Origin of the sequence: Streptomyces sp. M-16, assembly GCF_052114405.1 — a bacterium.
Taxonomy (GTDB): Bacteria; Actinomycetota; Actinomycetes; order Streptomycetales; family Streptomycetaceae; genus Streptomyces.
Genome location: NZ_JBFRER010000003.1, coordinates 117,134 through 131,211, shown reverse-complemented (window position 1 = coordinate 131,211; position 14,078 = coordinate 117,134). Strand labels below are relative to the sequence as shown.

At 70.0% G+C, this 14,078-nt stretch carries 13 protein-coding genes; 5 read left to right on the top strand and 8 right to left on the bottom strand.

The features are described 5' to 3' along the window. Positions 1-221 precede the first annotated feature (221 nt). From AB4039_RS02535 to AB4039_RS02525, 3 genes are all read left to right on the top strand, one after another. A complete protein-coding gene (locus tag AB4039_RS02535) occupies positions 222-1,769 on the top strand; it encodes a solute carrier family 23 protein (protein WP_442269878.1) in 1,548 nt (515 codons plus the stop codon). Positions 1,770-1,898: 129 nt separating this feature from the next. Further along, a complete protein-coding gene (recO, locus tag AB4039_RS02530; protein WP_266838920.1) occupies positions 1,899-2,645 on the top strand; it encodes a DNA repair protein RecO in 747 nt (248 codons plus the stop codon). An 11-nt stretch (positions 2,646-2,656) separates the two neighbouring features. Beyond that, positions 2,657-3,478: an isoprenyl transferase gene (locus AB4039_RS02525; protein ID WP_266838919.1), complete on the top strand. Its 822-nt coding sequence runs from the start codon at positions 2,657-2,659 to the stop codon at positions 3,476-3,478. Between the two features lie 183 nt (positions 3,479-3,661). Here the strand turns inward: AB4039_RS02525 and AB4039_RS02520 are convergent, their stop codons facing one another. From AB4039_RS02520 to AB4039_RS02505, 4 genes are read right to left on the bottom strand one after another with little or no spacing between them, the layout of a single operon-like run. Further along, positions 3,662-4,090 (bottom strand): Fur family transcriptional regulator, encoded by a 429-nt coding sequence (locus AB4039_RS02520; RefSeq protein WP_266838918.1) that lies wholly within the window; start codon positions 4,088-4,090, stop codon positions 3,662-3,664. 51 nt (positions 4,091-4,141) lie between these two features. Next, complete coding sequence (locus AB4039_RS02515; protein WP_266838917.1) at positions 4,142-5,005, bottom strand: metal ABC transporter permease; 864 nt, start codon at positions 5,003-5,005, stop codon at positions 4,142-4,144. Beyond that, positions 5,005-5,820, bottom strand: a complete 816-nt coding sequence (locus AB4039_RS02510; protein WP_266838916.1) for a metal ABC transporter ATP-binding protein — start codon at positions 5,818-5,820, stop codon at positions 5,005-5,007. The genes AB4039_RS02515 and AB4039_RS02510 overlap by 1 nt, the downstream gene beginning before the upstream one ends. Next, positions 5,820-6,794: a metal ABC transporter substrate-binding protein gene (locus AB4039_RS02505; RefSeq protein WP_442269877.1), complete on the bottom strand. Its 975-nt coding sequence runs from the start codon at positions 6,792-6,794 to the stop codon at positions 5,820-5,822. The genes AB4039_RS02510 and AB4039_RS02505 overlap by 1 nt, the downstream gene beginning before the upstream one ends. 154 nt (positions 6,795-6,948) lie before the next feature. Here AB4039_RS02505 and AB4039_RS02500 point away from each other — a divergent pair, with 154 nt between their 5' ends. Then, on the top strand, positions 6,949-8,331 hold the full coding sequence (locus tag AB4039_RS02500; RefSeq protein WP_266838914.1) for a glycine--tRNA ligase: 1,383 nt from the start codon (positions 6,949-6,951) through the stop codon (positions 8,329-8,331). Positions 8,332-8,412: 81 nt separating this feature from the next. Here AB4039_RS02500 and AB4039_RS02495 read toward each other — a convergent pair whose 3' ends face one another. The 4 genes from AB4039_RS02495 to AB4039_RS02480 all read right to left on the bottom strand — a co-directional run bounded on the left by AB4039_RS02495 (position 8,413) and on the right by AB4039_RS02480 (position 12,523). Further along, complete coding sequence (locus AB4039_RS02495; RefSeq protein WP_442269876.1) at positions 8,413-9,159, bottom strand: VC0807 family protein; 747 nt, start codon at positions 9,157-9,159, stop codon at positions 8,413-8,415. A gap of 157 nt (positions 9,160-9,316) precedes the next feature. Further along, the gene (locus tag AB4039_RS02490) at positions 9,317-9,910 is read right to left on the bottom strand and encodes a TetR family transcriptional regulator (protein ID WP_266838912.1); all 594 of its coding nucleotides are present in this window, start codon (positions 9,908-9,910) and stop codon (positions 9,317-9,319) included. Positions 9,911-9,931: 21 nt separating this feature from the next. Then, on the bottom strand, positions 9,932-10,984 hold the full coding sequence (locus tag AB4039_RS02485) for an aldo/keto reductase (protein WP_442269875.1): 1,053 nt from the start codon (positions 10,982-10,984) through the stop codon (positions 9,932-9,934). 90 nt (positions 10,985-11,074) lie between these two features. Beyond that, on the bottom strand, positions 11,075-12,523 hold the full coding sequence (locus AB4039_RS02480; protein WP_442269874.1) for an MFS transporter: 1,449 nt from the start codon (positions 12,521-12,523) through the stop codon (positions 11,075-11,077). A 34-nt stretch (positions 12,524-12,557) separates the two neighbouring features. Here AB4039_RS02480 and dusB point away from each other — a divergent pair, with 34 nt between their 5' ends. Further along, positions 12,558-13,718, top strand: coding sequence for a tRNA dihydrouridine synthase DusB (gene dusB / locus AB4039_RS02475; protein ID WP_266838909.1), 1,161 nt, complete (start codon positions 12,558-12,560; stop codon positions 13,716-13,718). Positions 13,719-14,078 lie beyond the last annotated feature (360 nt).

Sequence of the window (14,078 nt, the reverse complement as noted above, 5' to 3'; positions counted from 1 at the left end):
TCCCTGGAGGTCAACACTTTGTGGAAGTCGACGATATCTGTGAGCGCGCCCACAGGCGTTCAATTCCGGTCACACGACGAGACACCGCCGGAAACACAGCGGGGCTTCGATCTCCGTGTTCCCCCTGAAGACCCCGGCGGACCAACGGGTTAGCGACCCACTCCGACCAGGGACAACCAGCTTCCTCTCCATCACCTACCTCATTGAAGGGCAAGGCAGAGATGGCACGTGTCGCCGCCCGGCTTTCCGCCAGCGGAGAGCAGAGCTCGCACCCGGTCGACGAGGTGCTCCCCCTCCCCAAGCTCGCGCTGTACGGCTTCCAGCACGTACTCGCCTTCTACGCCGGTGCGGTGATCGTCCCGATCATCGTCGGCAGCGCACTCAAGCTGAGCCCGGAACAGCTCGTCTACCTGATCAACGCGGACCTCTTCACCTGCGGCATCGCCTCGATCATCCAGGCCTGGGGCATCGGCCGGGTCGGCGCGCGGCTCCCGCTGATCCAGGGCGTGACCTTCACGGCGGTCTCGCCGATGATCGCCATCGGTCTCGGCGCCGGCGGCGGGACCGCGGCCCTGCTGGTCATCTACGGCGCGGTCATCACGGCCGGTCTGGCCACCTTCGCCTTCGCCTGGCTGCCCGCCAAGGCGTTCCGCGCCGTCATGAGGCTCTTCCCGCCGGTGGTCACCGGCACGGTCATCACGGTCCTCGGCATCGTCCTGATCCCGGTCGGCCTCAAGGACGCGGCCGGCGGCGCCCCGACGATCGCCGACGGCGGCGTCCCGACGCAGCTGGCCTACGCCGGCGGCACCATGCTCTTCATCCTCGTCCTGATGAAGTTCGGCGGACCGTTCCTGCGCAGCATAGGCATCCTGCTCGGCCTGGTCGGCGGTACGGTGGCGGCCTTCCTGCTCGGCGACGCGAAGTTCGGCAACGTCGGCCAGTCCGACTGGATCGGCGTCACGACCCCCTTCCACTTCGGGGCCCCGAAGTTCGAATGGTTCCCGATCCTCCTCATGCTGATCGTCATGCTGATCACCATGGTCGAGACCACCGGTGACACGTACGCCGTCGGCGACATCGTCGGCAAGGAGATCGACAGCGAGACCGTGGCCCGCGCCCTGCGCGCGGACGGCGCCGCCACCGCCCTCGGCGGCATCCTGAACTCCTTCCCGTACGTGGCCTTCGCCGAGAACGTCGGCCTGGTGCGGATGACCAAGGTCAAGAGCCGCTTCGTGGTCGTGGCCGCCGGCGTCTTCATGATCGTGCTCGGCCTGATCCCCAAGGCCGCCGCGATCGTCGCCTCCGTCCCGCCGGGCGTCCTCGGCGGCGCCGCCACCGTGATGTTCGGCATGGTCGCTCTGGCCGGTATCCAGACCCTCGCCAAGGTGGACCTGAAGGAGGAGAAGAACGCCCTGATCGTCGGCGTCTCGCTGGCCTTCGCGCTCTTCCCCGCCACGGTTCCGGCCTACTTCGACAAGCACGTCAGCCCGGACGTCTCCTCGCTCCTCAACAGCGGTGTCACCCTCGGTGCCACGGCCGCGATCCTCCTCAACCTGGTCTTCAACGGTCTGGCCGAGGACGACGCCCGGTCCGCGCCGCAGGCCGATCCCGCCGCCGATCCCGCCGGCGAGCCGGTCGCCGAGCAGGCTGCCGAGCCGGTCGCCGAGCAGGCCGAGCCGGCCGACCCGCCGGTCGAGCTGCCCGCCCAGCCGGTGGCGGCCCCGGCCGGGGCCGAGAAGGCCCACGGAGCCGAAACCCCCTCCCCCTGATCCTCCCAAGGGGTGCCGTCCCCGCCCGGACCGCGGTCCGGGCGGGGACGAGCGCTGTTCCCCGGAGGCGGGGGCGCCGCCGTAAGCCGCCGTCCCCGTAGGGGGTCCCGTACAGGTGACAATGGGCGCATGAGTCTGTTCCGCGACGACGGCATCGTGCTGCGCACCCAGAAGCTGGGTGAGGCGGACCGCATCATCACGCTGCTCACCCGCGGTCACGGCCGCGTACGGGCCGTCGCACGCGGGGTGCGCCGTACGAAGTCCAAGTTCGGCGCCGGGCTGGAACCTTTCTCCCACGCCGACGTGCAGTTCTTCGCCCGCGGCAGCGAGCTGATCGGCCGCAGCCTGCCGCTGTGCACCCAGACCGAGATCATCGCCCCCTACGGCAACGGCATCGTCAGCGACTACGCCCGGTACACCTCCGGCACCGCGATGCTGGAGACCGCCGAACGCTTCACCGAGAACGAGGGCGAACCCTCCGTCCAGCAGTACCTGCTGCTGGTCGGCGCCCTGCGCACGCTCGCCCGCGGCGAACACGAACCCCACCTCATCCTCGACGCCTTCCTGCTGCGCTCCCTCGCCGTCAACGGCTACGCGCCCAGCTTCGAGGACTGCGCGAAGTGCGGGATCCACGGCCCCAACCGGCACTTCTCCGTCGCCGCGGGCGGGGTCATATGCGGAGACTGCCGCGTCCCCGGCTCCGTCGTACCCTCGTCGGAGGCCATCGCACTGCTCAGCGCGCTGCTGACGGGCGACTGGAAACACGCGGACGCCTGCGAGGCGCGCCACGTGCGGGAGGGCAGCGGGCTGGTCTCGGCCTATTTGCACTGGCATCTGGAGCGCGGGCTACGCTCCCTGCGTTACGTCGAGAAATAGGAGCTGGGCACATGGCACGACGCGGGATTCTGGGACGCTCTCGCCGCGAGTACAAGGTTCCCGAGCCGCACCCGTCCGGTGCGCGCCCGCCGAAGATCCCCGGTGAGCTGGTCCCGAACCACGTCGCCGTCGTCATGGACGGCAACGGCCGCTGGGCCAAGGAGCGCGGCCTGCCGCGCACCGAGGGTCACAAGGTGGGCGAGGGCGTCGTGCTCGACGTGCTCAAGGGATGCCTGGAGATGGGCGTCAAGAACCTGTCCCTGTACGCCTTCTCGACGGAGAACTGGAAGCGCTCGCCCGACGAGGTCCGCTTCCTGATGAACTTCAACCGCGACGTCATCCGCCGCCGCCGCGACGAGATGAACGAGCTCGGCATCCGGATCCGCTGGGTCGGCCGCATGCCGAAGATGTGGAAGTCCGTCGTCCAGGAGCTCCAGATTGCCCAGGAGCAGACCGTCGACAACGACGCGATGACCCTGTACTTCTGCGTGAACTACGGCGGACGCGCGGAGATCGCCGACGCGGCGCAGGCGATCGCCCGTGACGTGGCCGCCGGCCGGCTGGACCCGTCGAAGGTCAACGAGAAGACCTTCGCGAAGTACATCTACTACCCGGACATGCCGGACGTGGACCTGTTCCTGCGTCCCAGCGGCGAGCAGCGCACCTCCAACTACCTGCTCTGGCAGAGCGCGTACGCGGAGATGGTCTTCCAGGACGTGCTGTGGCCGGACTTCGACCGCCGCAACCTCTGGGCGGCCTGCCTGGAGTACGCCCAGCGCGACCGCCGCTTCGGCGGCGCCGTCCCGAACCAGGCCGAGGGCTCCACGGGCTGACCGGTCCACCGGGCTCCGCCGCCACGGACGGGCCCCGACCGGGCGGTGGAGCCGCGTCACCGCGCCCGCCGTCCGGCGGGCGCGCAGGGGGGCGGCAGGGGCGGCCGACAGCGCTCGCCTTTCGGACCCGGCCGATGTCGACCGGATCCGATCGATCTTCGACCGGATCCTGACCGGGACCGGTCAGCCGGCGGCTGCGCAGTCGGCGCAGGTGCCGAAGATCTCGACGGTGTGGGCCACGTTCACGTAGCCGTGTTCGGCCGCGATGGCGTCCGCCCACTTCTCCACGGCGGGGCCCTCGACCTCCACCGCCTTGCCGCACTTGCGGCAGACCAGGTGGTGGTGGTGTTCCCCGGTGGAGCAGCGCCGGTACACGGACTCGCCGTCGCTGGTGCGCAGCACGTCGACCTCGCCCGCGTCGGCCAGGGACTGCAGGGTGCGGTACACGGTGGTCAGGCCCACGGAGTCGCCGCGGTGCTTGAGCATGTCGTGCAGCTCCTGGGCGCTGCGGAACTCGTCCACCTCGTCCAGCGCCGCCGCCACTGCGGCCCGCTGCCGGGTGGACCGTCCTCGTACTGGCGCGGTATTCGTCTCGCCAGGCGCAGTCGCCACCGGTTCCTCCTCGTTTCGGCCTCGGCCCATTGTGCCAGGCGGCCGTCCCTCTCAGACTGTCACGTCATCCCGCGTACAGACCTCCTCCGCCGCGCGGGCGGACGCCGCGCGGCGCCGGGCCAGGGGCGCCGAGACGGCCGTCAGGGCCATGAACACCGCGATGGCGAGCAGCACGATCGCGGCGCCGGACGGCGCGTTGAGGTAGTACGTGCCGGTCGTGCCGACCAGGGAAACGGTGAGGCTGATGCCGATGGCCAGCCCCAGCGTGGCGGCGAAGCCCCGGGTGATCCGCTGCGCGGCCGCGACCGGGATCACCATCATGGCGCTGACCAGCAGCAGTCCCACGATGCGCATGGCGACGGTCACGGTGACGGCGGCGGTGACCGCGATCAGCAGGTTCAGCAGGCGCACCGGCAGGCCGGTGACCTTGGCGAACTCCTCGTCCTGGCAGACGGCGAAGAGCTGCCGGCGCAGGCCGAGGGCGACGGCGAGGACGAAGGCGGCGAGGAGCGCCATCGCGGTGACGTCCTCGGGTGCGACGGCGGTGATCGAGCCGAACATGGGGCCCAGGAGCTTGGAGGTGGAGCTGCCGCCGAGGTTCACGATCATCACACCGCCCGCCAGGCCGCCGTAGAACAGCAGCGACAGGGCGACGTCCCCGCTGGTCCTGCCGCGGGAACGGATCATCTCCATCGCGACGGCGCCGACGACCGCCACGAGGGTGGCCATCCACACGGGGCTGGTGTTGGTGACGAGGCCGAGCGCGACACCGGTCATCGCGACGTGGCCGAGGCCGTCGCCCATGATCGCCTGGCGGCGCTGGACCAGGTACGTGCCGATCGCGGGCGCCGTCACGCCGACCAGCGCGGCGGCGATCAGCGCGCGCACCATGAAGGGGTCGTTGAGGAAGCCCATCAGCTCAGCAGTCCCGTCCGCAGGGGTTCGGCGTCGTGCGCCGAGTGGGGGTGTACGTGGTCGTGGCCCGGCAGGGCGTGCTGCCCGACGGCCTCGGGGGGCGGGCCGTCGTGCGTGACGCAGCCGTCGCGCAGTACGACCGCCCGGTCGATCAGGGGTTCCAGGGGGCCCAGCTCGTGCAGGACCAGCAGGACGGTGGTCCCGGCCTCGACCTGGCGGCGTACGGCCTTGGCCAGGACCTCCTGGTTGCCCAGGTCCACCCCGGCCATCGGCTCGTCCATGATCAGGAGTTCGGGTTCGGCGGCGAGCGCCCGGGCTATGAGCACGCGCTGGTGCTGGCCGCCGGAGAGGGCGTTGACCGAGGCGTCGGCGTGGCCCTCCATGTCCACCAGGGACAGGGCGTGCTCGACGGCGGCCTTGTCGGCCTTGCGCAGGATCCCGAAGCGGGTGCGGGTCAGCCGGCCGGAGGAGACGACCTCGCGGACGGTGGCGGGCACGCCTCCGGCGGCGGTGGTGCGCTGGGGGACGTAGCCGATCCGCGACCACTGGCGGAAGCGCTTGAAGTCGGTGCCGAAGAGGGACAGCTCGCCGGCGGTCAGGGGGACCTGGCCGACGACGGCGCGGACGGCCGTGGACTTGCCCGAGCCGTTGGCGCCGAGCAGGGCGACGACCTCGCCCCGGTGCACGGTGAGGTCGACCCCGCGCAGCACGGGGCGCGAGCCGAGCGAGGCCGTGGCCCCGCGCAGGGATATGACGGTCCGGTCCTGGCCCTCTTGCGGCGTGGACTGCATGGTGCGCGCCTCCGTTACTGCCATTACTTGCTCCCGAGTGCCTTCTGGAGGTTCTTCAGGTTGGAGCGCATGACCTCGAAGTAGTCGGCGCCCTGGGACGAGTCGGTGATGCCTTCGAGGGGGTCCAGGACATCGGTCTTGAGGCCGGTGTCCCGGGCGAGGGCCTTGGCCGTCTTGTCGCTGGCCAGGGCCTCGAAGAACACGGTCGTCACATTGTCCTTCTTCGCGACGGCCTGGAGTTCCTTCATCCGGGCCGGGCTGGGCTCGGCCTCGGGGTCGACGCCGGAGATGCCCTCCTGGTCCAGGCCGTAGCGCTCGGCGAGGTAGCCGAAGGCGGAGTGCGTGGTGATGAAGGTCTTGGTGGCCGTGTTCTGCAGGCCGTCCTTGAACTCGGTGTCCAGGGCGCCCAGCTTGGCGACGAGTTCACCGGCGTTCTTGCGGTAGTCGGCCGCGTTGGAGGGGTCGGCCTTCTCCAGTGCGGCGCCGACGCCCTGGGCGACCTCCGCGTACTTGACGGGGTCCAGCCACACGTGGGGGTCGGTGCCGGCCTCGCCGTGGTCGTGCCCCTCGCCCTCGCCCTCGGCCGCGTGGTCGTGGCCCTCGTGCCCGGAGGCGGAGTGGGTCTCCAGCTTGGTGAGGGTGGCGGCGTCGACGACGTTCTTCACGCCGGACAGCTCGATGGCCTTGTCCACGGCGGGCTGGAGGGTCTTGAGGTAGAGGACCACGTCGGCGTCGCCCAGCTGCGAGGTCTGCCGGGGGGTGATCTCCAGGTCGTGCGGTTCGACGCCCGGCTTGGTGAGGCCCGTGACCTTCACGTGCTCCTTGCCGATCTGCTCGGCGAGGAACTGCAGCGGGTAGAACGACGCCGTCACACCCAGTCTGCCGCCCTTGTCGTCACCGGCCTGGGCGCCGGCTCCGGAGCAGGCGGTGAGGGCCGTCGCGGCCAGGGCGACGGCGCCGGCGAGGGCGGCGGTGGGTATGAGGCGTCGTACGTTCATGACATCCATTTTCATCAAAGATGGAAACGATTGTCAAAAACCCAGGTGAGCGGACTGCCGCCGTCCGTAGAAGGGGTCCCCGATTTGATAGGYGGGGTGCGGGCGCCGGTAACCTTAAGACTTCGCCGTTCGTCCTCGTAATGAAGAGAGCACCGTGGCCGCCGACAAGATCGAAACCATCGTCAGCCTGAGCAAGCGCCGTGGCTTCGTTTTCCCGTGCAGTGACATCTACGGCGGCTCCAGGGCTGCCTGGGACTACGGCCCGCTCGGTGTCGAGCTCAAGGAGAACATCAAGCGCCAGTGGTGGAAGGCGATGGTCACCGGGCGTGAGGACGTCGTCGGCCTCGACTCTTCCGTGATCCTGGCCCCCGAGGTGTGGGTGGCCTCCGGCCACGTCGCGACCTTCTCCGACCCGCTCACCGAGTGCACCTCCTGCCACAAGCGTCAGCGTGCCGACCACCTGGAAGAGGCGTACGAGGCCAAGCACGGCCGCCCGCCCGCCAACGGCCTTGCCGACATCAACTGCCCCCACTGCGGTGTGAAGGGTCAGTTCACCGAGCCCAAGCAGTTCTCCGGCATGCTGGAGACCCACCTCGGCCCGACCCAGGACACCGGCTCCAAGGCGTACCTGCGCCCGGAGACCGCCCAGGGCATCTTCACCAACTTCGCCCACGTGCAGACGACTTCGCGCAAGAAGCCCCCGTTCGGCATCGCGCAGATGGGTAAGTCCTTCCGCAACGAGATCACGCCGGGCAACTTCATCTTCCGCACGCGCGAGTTCGAGCAGATGGAGATGGAGTTCTTCGTCAAGCCGGGCGAGGACGAGCAGTGGCAGGAGTACTGGATGGCCGAGCGGTGGAACTGGTACCGCGGCCTCGGTATCCGCGAGGAGAACATCCGCTGGTACGAGCACCCGAAGGAGAAGCTGTCCCACTACTCGAAGCGCACCGCCGACATCGAGTACCGCTTCAACTTCGGTGGCAACGAGTTCTCCGAGCTGGAGGGCGTGGCCAACCGCACCGACTTCGACCTCAAGGCGCACTCCGCCGCCTCCGGCCAGGACCTGACGTACTTCGACCAGGAGGCCGGCGAGCGTTACACGCCGTACGTCATCGAGCCGGCGGCCGGTGTGAACCGCGCCATGCTCGCCTTCATGCTCGACGCGTACAACGAGGACGAGGCCCCCAACGCCAAGGGCGTCATGGAGAAGCGCACCGTCATGCGCCTCGACCCGCGCCTGGCGCCCATCAAGGTCGCCGTCCTGCCGCTGTCCCGCAACCCGCAGCTGTCGCCGAAGGCCAAGGGCCTGGCCGCCGACCTGCGCAAGAACTGGAACATCGAGTTCGACGACGCCGGTGCCATCGGCCGCCGCTACCGTCGCCAGGACGAGATCGGTACGCCGTTCTGCGTCACCGTCGACTTCGACACCCTGGACGACAACGCCGTGACCGTGCGCGAGCGCGACACCATGAAGCAGGAGCGCGTCTCCCTGGACCAGATCCAGAGCTACCTCGGCAGCCGTCTGCTCGGCTGCTAGGTCCCGACGCGAAAAGGCCGGTGGCCCGGTGCGCGATCCGCGCACCGGGCCACCGGCTTTCGTGTGCTCCTGCGCGGCGGGTCAGGCCGCGGGGCTTCCTCCGGCCGCCTGCACGGCCGTCCGTGCGGCCGTCGCTTCGGCCGCCTCGGCCGCCTCGGCGGCGCGGCGCTCGCCCTCGGCCTGGGAACGCTTGCCGTAGCGGGCCGTCCACAGCGCCAGGCCGCCCATCGTCCCGTAGATCATGAACGGGCTGATCGTCACCATGGTCGAGGTGCTCAGGACGAAGGCCAGGGCGACCCGGACCAGGGCCTCGATGACGTAGGCCACGCCCCAGACGAGGGTCATGCGGCGCATCGTGGTGCGGAAGCCCTCGTACTGCCACAGGCCGTTCCACCAGGCGGTGCTTTCCGGAGTGCCGTCCGTGGCGAACTTGCGGCCGAAGTAGAACATCAGCGGGCGGGCCGTGGCCAGGGTCACCAGGCAGAGCAGCCCGAACAGGCCCGTCACGCCCGAGTCCTTGATCAGCAGGGCCCGGGCCGACTGGGCGCCGACGAGCGAGACGACGGCCGTGATCACCAGGAAAACGAGGGTGACCAGGGCGAATTCGTCGAACTTGCGCCGCCAGGCCACGACGATGGCGGTGTCGAGGACCGGCCAGGCGCCACTGACGAGCAGCGCCGCGAATTCGCTCCAGCCGTGGTCCTCGGTGAGCGTGTTGTAGGTGAGGATCGGCGCGATCACGTTGAGACCGATCGTCAGGATCCAGCTGACGGCGGCGGCCGCGCCGGAGCGCGCGGGAGGTGCGGGGCGTGAGACGTCGGTGGACAAGGTTCCCCCTGGAACGTACCTGGTGAAGTGTGCGGTAAGGGGACCGTAAAGAAATGACAGGGACATGTACAAGCTGGCCGGCCCAAAATGATCGCCAAGCTGTTCGGAGGGTCTTATTCCGGATGATGGGCCTCGCTCCGGACAACGGACTCCCAGGTCAGGCGCGCAGGCCCCGGATGATGAGCGAGGTGACGGCCTCGAACTCGGGCACGATCGTCGGCGAGACCCAGTCCGCCGCGTACTGCGGATCGTGGAAGCGCCCGGTGGCGTCGAACACGGCACGGGCGGCCGCGGGGACATCGGGCGCGGCCAGGGTGCCGGCCGCGACGCCCTCGGCGATGATCCGCGCCAGCTGGTCGATGAGCTGGGTCAGGTGGGCGTCGACCACCCCGCTGTTCTCGGCGAGCAGCACGGTGTAGGTGGCGAACAGCTCGGGATCCGCCCCGGCCTTCTGCCGCTTGGCCTCGAAGAGCGCTTCGAGCCACGCCTCCAGCTTGGAGGGGGCCGCCTCGGCCGGAGCCGAGGCGATGCGCTCCAGCACGACCACGCTCTTGGCGAGCCAGCGGTCCGTGACAGCCTCGCGCAGTGCCGCCTTCGACGGGAAGTGCCGGTACACGCTGCCGTGGCTGACGCCCAGGGCGCGCGCCACGTCCACCACGGTCGCCTTGCCCGGGCCGAAGCGCCGCAGCACCTCCTCGGTCGTTTCGAGGATGCGCTCGGGGGTCAGGGGCTCGGCGGCAGCGGAGGGCATGGGTACGACCGTACCGCCCGCTCAGTGCTCGCTGTCCAGGTGGGCCATCTGGGCCGCCGGGTAGCGATCGCCGGCCGCCGCTCCCGCCGGGACCGCCGCTTCGATGGCGGCCAGGTCCGCCGGGGTCAGCTCCACCCGCATGGCACCGAGTGCCTCGGCCAGCCGGTCCCGGCGCCGGGCCCCGACCAGCGGCACGATGTCGACGCCGTGGCGCGGACCCTGGGCGAGCACCCAGGCGATGGCGGTCTGCGCCACGCTCACGCCCTTCTCCGCGGCCACCTTGCGCAGTGCCTCGACCAGGTCGAGGTTGCGCTGGAGGTTCTCGCCCTGGAAGCGGGGGCTCATCCCGCGGAAGTCGCCCGGGGCCAGCTCGCGGTCGCGGGAGAAGTGGCCGCTGATCAGGCCGCGGGAGAGCACCCCGTACGCCGTGATCCCGATGCCGAGCTCTCTGGCGGTCGGCAGGATCTCGTCCTCGATGCCGCGGGAGATCAGGGAATACTCGATCTGGAGATCGGAGATCGGGGCCACGGCGGCGGCCCGGCGCAGGGTGTCGGCGCCGACCTCGGAGAGGCCGATGTGCCGTACGTGCCCCGCCTGCACGGCCTCGGCGATGGCCCCGACGGTTTCCTCGATCGGGACGTCCGGGTCCACGCGGGCGATCCGGTAGATGTCGATGTGGTCCCGGCCGAGCCGCTGCAGGGAGTAGGCCAGGAAGTTCTTCACGGCCGCGGGCCGGCCGTCGTACCCGGCGAAGCCGCCCTCGACGGTGCGCAGGGCTCCGAACTTGACGCTGGTCAGCGCCGCCTCGCGGGCGGCCGCGGGGGCGGTGCGCAGGGCTTCGTTGATCAGCAGCTCGTTGTGGCCCATGCCGTAGAAGTCGCCGGTGTCGAGCAGCGTGTTCATCCCGGCGGGGGCCGCCTCCAGGAAGGCGTGGACGGTCGCGAGGGACTCGGACCGGTCGGCCTCGCCGTAGAGCGCGGACATGCCCATGCAGCCCAGCCCCAGGGGGAAGACGGCGGGGCCCGTGGCGCCGAGCGTGCGGGGGGTGGCGGTGGTGTTCTCGTGGGTCGTCATGGAACGACAATGACATGACGGGTGACAGATTTCAATATCTGTCACCCGTCGGTGTGAAGCGGCCCGGTCCCGCCGCGGACCGGTGGCCCGTCAGGCCATGGGGGGAGCGGCGGCCGCCGCGGGGCTGAGGGCCGGTTCGAGGTCGCGGGCCGTCCGCCGGGCCGTGGCGTCGGCCCACGCGCCGGTCGTCACCGCGCCCACGAGCAGCACCAGCAGCCCGCAGGCCGTGATGATCCACCAGGCGGGCCGGGTGGCCGCCGCGAAGTCCCCGCCGCCCGCCGTCCCGGCCGCCAGCACGGCGCCGATCACCGCGACGCCCAGCGCCCCGCCGGTCTGCCGGCTGGTGGAGGCCACGGCGGCCGCGACCCCCGCCTGGGCGCGCGGCATCCCGGAGATCGCCGTATTGGTGATCGGGGCGTTGACCAGGCCGAAGCCGATGCCGAAGAGCACGTACCCGGCGAACATCAGGGGGGTGGAGCCCTCCGCCGAGAACGCCGCGAACAGCAGCCCGCTCGCCCCCATCGCCACCCCCGCGATCAGCAGCGGGAGACGCGGCCCCCGGGTGGCGACCAGCCGGCCGGCCAGCGGCGCGCACAGGAACGCCGGCACGGCCATCGGCAGCATGTAGAGCCCGGCGTCGAGGGCGCCCAGCCCCCGTACGTCCTGGAGGTAGAGGGTGTTCAGGAAGAGGAACCCGGACAGCGCGGCGAAGGCGCTCACCGCCATCACCGTCGCCCCGCTGAACGGCGCGCTCCGGAAGAACCGGGGGTCGATCAGCGGCTCCGCGCGCCGGGGCTCGTAGACGATCAGCGCGACCAGCGCGGCCACGGCGGCCAGGGCGCAGCCGACGATGACCGGGGAGGTCCAGCCGGCCGCCGGGCCCTCGATGATCCCGTACGTCATCGCGCCGAGCAGGACCATGACCAGCAGCTGGCCCACCGGATCGGACCGGCGGGGGTGCTCGGCCCGGGACTCGGGGAGGTAGCGCAGGGTCAGGGCGAGGGCGAGGAGGCCGACGGGCAGGTTCACCCAGAAGATCGACCGCCAGCCGACGGAATCCACCAGCAGGCCGCCGATCAGGGGCCCGGCGGCCATGGAGATGCCCACCACCGCGCCCCAGACGCCGATGGCGCGGGCGCGTTCCTTCGGGTCCGTGAACGTGTTGGTGATGATCGACATGGCGACCGGATTGAGCATCGACCCGCCGACGGCCTGGACCATCCGGAAGGCGATCAGCCATTCGAGGGTGGGGGCGAGCGAGCAGAGCGCCGAGCCCGCGGTGAAGAGGACCAGCCCCGCCGCGAAGACCTTGCGGCGCCCGATCCGGTCGGCCGTGGACCCGGCCAGTATCAGCAGCGAGGCGAGGACCAGGGTGTATGCGTCGATCGTCCACTGCATGCCCGAGACCGAGGCGTGCAGGTCGTGGCGCATCGAAGGGAGCGCGACGTTCAGGACGGTGTTGTCGAGACTGACGATGAGCAGGCTCATGCAGCAGATCGCCAGGACGAGCACGCGCCGCCGGTGACTCATGTGATGCATGCCGCCGATAGTACGTCTAACTAACAACAAGGGCATGCGCGACAATGGGGGGATGACCACGCTCCCCCCGCCGCTCGCGATCGGCCCGCACACCGTGCAGCCCCCGGTGGTGCTCGCGCCGATGGCCGGCATCACCAATGCCCCGTTCCGCACCCTCTGCCGCGAGTTCTCGGGCGGCAAGGGGCTGTTCGTGAGCGAGATGATCACGACCCGCGCCCTGGTCGAGCGCAACGACAAGACCATGCAGTTGATCCACTTCGACGCCACGGAAAAGCCCCGCTCGATTCAGCTGTACGGGGTGGACCCGGTGACGGTCGGCAAGGCCGTCCGGATGATCGTCGAAGAGGACCGCGCCGACCACATCGACCTCAACTTCGGCTGCCCCGTCCCCAAGGTCACCCGCAAGGGAGGCGGCTCGGCCCTGCCCTACAAGCGCAACCTGCTGCGTGCGATCCTGCGCGAGGCCGTCGCGGGCGCGGGCGATCTGCCCGTGACGATGAAGATGCGCAAGGGCATCAACGACGAACACCTCACCTACCTCGACGCCGGCCGGATCGCCGTCGAGGAGGGGGTCACCGCCATCGCCCTGCACGGCCGCACCACCGCCCAGCACTACGGCGGGACGGCCGACTGGGAGGCCATCGCGCGCCTCAAGGAGCACGTCCCGGAGATCCCGGTGCTCGGCAACGGCGACATCTGGTGTGCGGAGGACGCCCTGCGCATGGTCCGCGAGACCGGCTGCGACGGCGTCGTCGTGGGGCGCGGCTGCCTCGGGCGGCCGTGGCTGTTCAACGACCTGGTGGCGGCCTTCGAGGGCAGGCCCGAGGACTTCCACAAGCCCACGCTGCGCGAGGTAGCGGCCACGATGGTCAGGCACGCGCAGCTGCTGGGGGAGTGGATCGGCGACGAGGCGCGCGGGGTGATCGACTTCCGTAAGCACGTGGCCTGGTACCTCAAGGGCTTCGCGGTGGGGTCCGAGATGCGGGGGAAGCTGGCGGTCACGTCCTCCCTGGCCGAACTGGACGCTCATCTGAGCGAGCTGGATCTGGATCAGTCGTGGCCCGAGAGCGCGGACGGTCCGCGCGGCCGGACGTCCGGAAACAACCGGGTTGTCCTGCCCGAGGGCTGGTTGAACGATCCGTACGACTGTGCCGGCGTGAGCGAGGACGCCGAGCTGGACACTTCCGGAGGCTGACAAATCGCCCTCCGTGCGGCGTGATATACGCCACGCATGGGAGGGGTTTCGCTCAGATGAGCACATAAGTCACGGGTAAGACTTTCAAAGGGTGGCACTGGGTGCCACCCTTTGTGCGTTCAAGACTTGAACGCAAATGTATCGATGATCGCTCATCCGAGTGTGATCAGGCCTCAAAGCCCCCCTCTCCCTTCGGGTTGTGAACGCTGAGAGGGAGTTTTCCTTACCCGTGAGTTACTTTCGATCTGGTGGCGCACGGGTGGTTACAGCCGCATGACGGCCAAGTGGACGTACCCAGAAGCCTTCGATCTGGGTATGTTCCTGGCCGTCAGGGCAGCCACCCGAGTCCTCGAGGAGTCG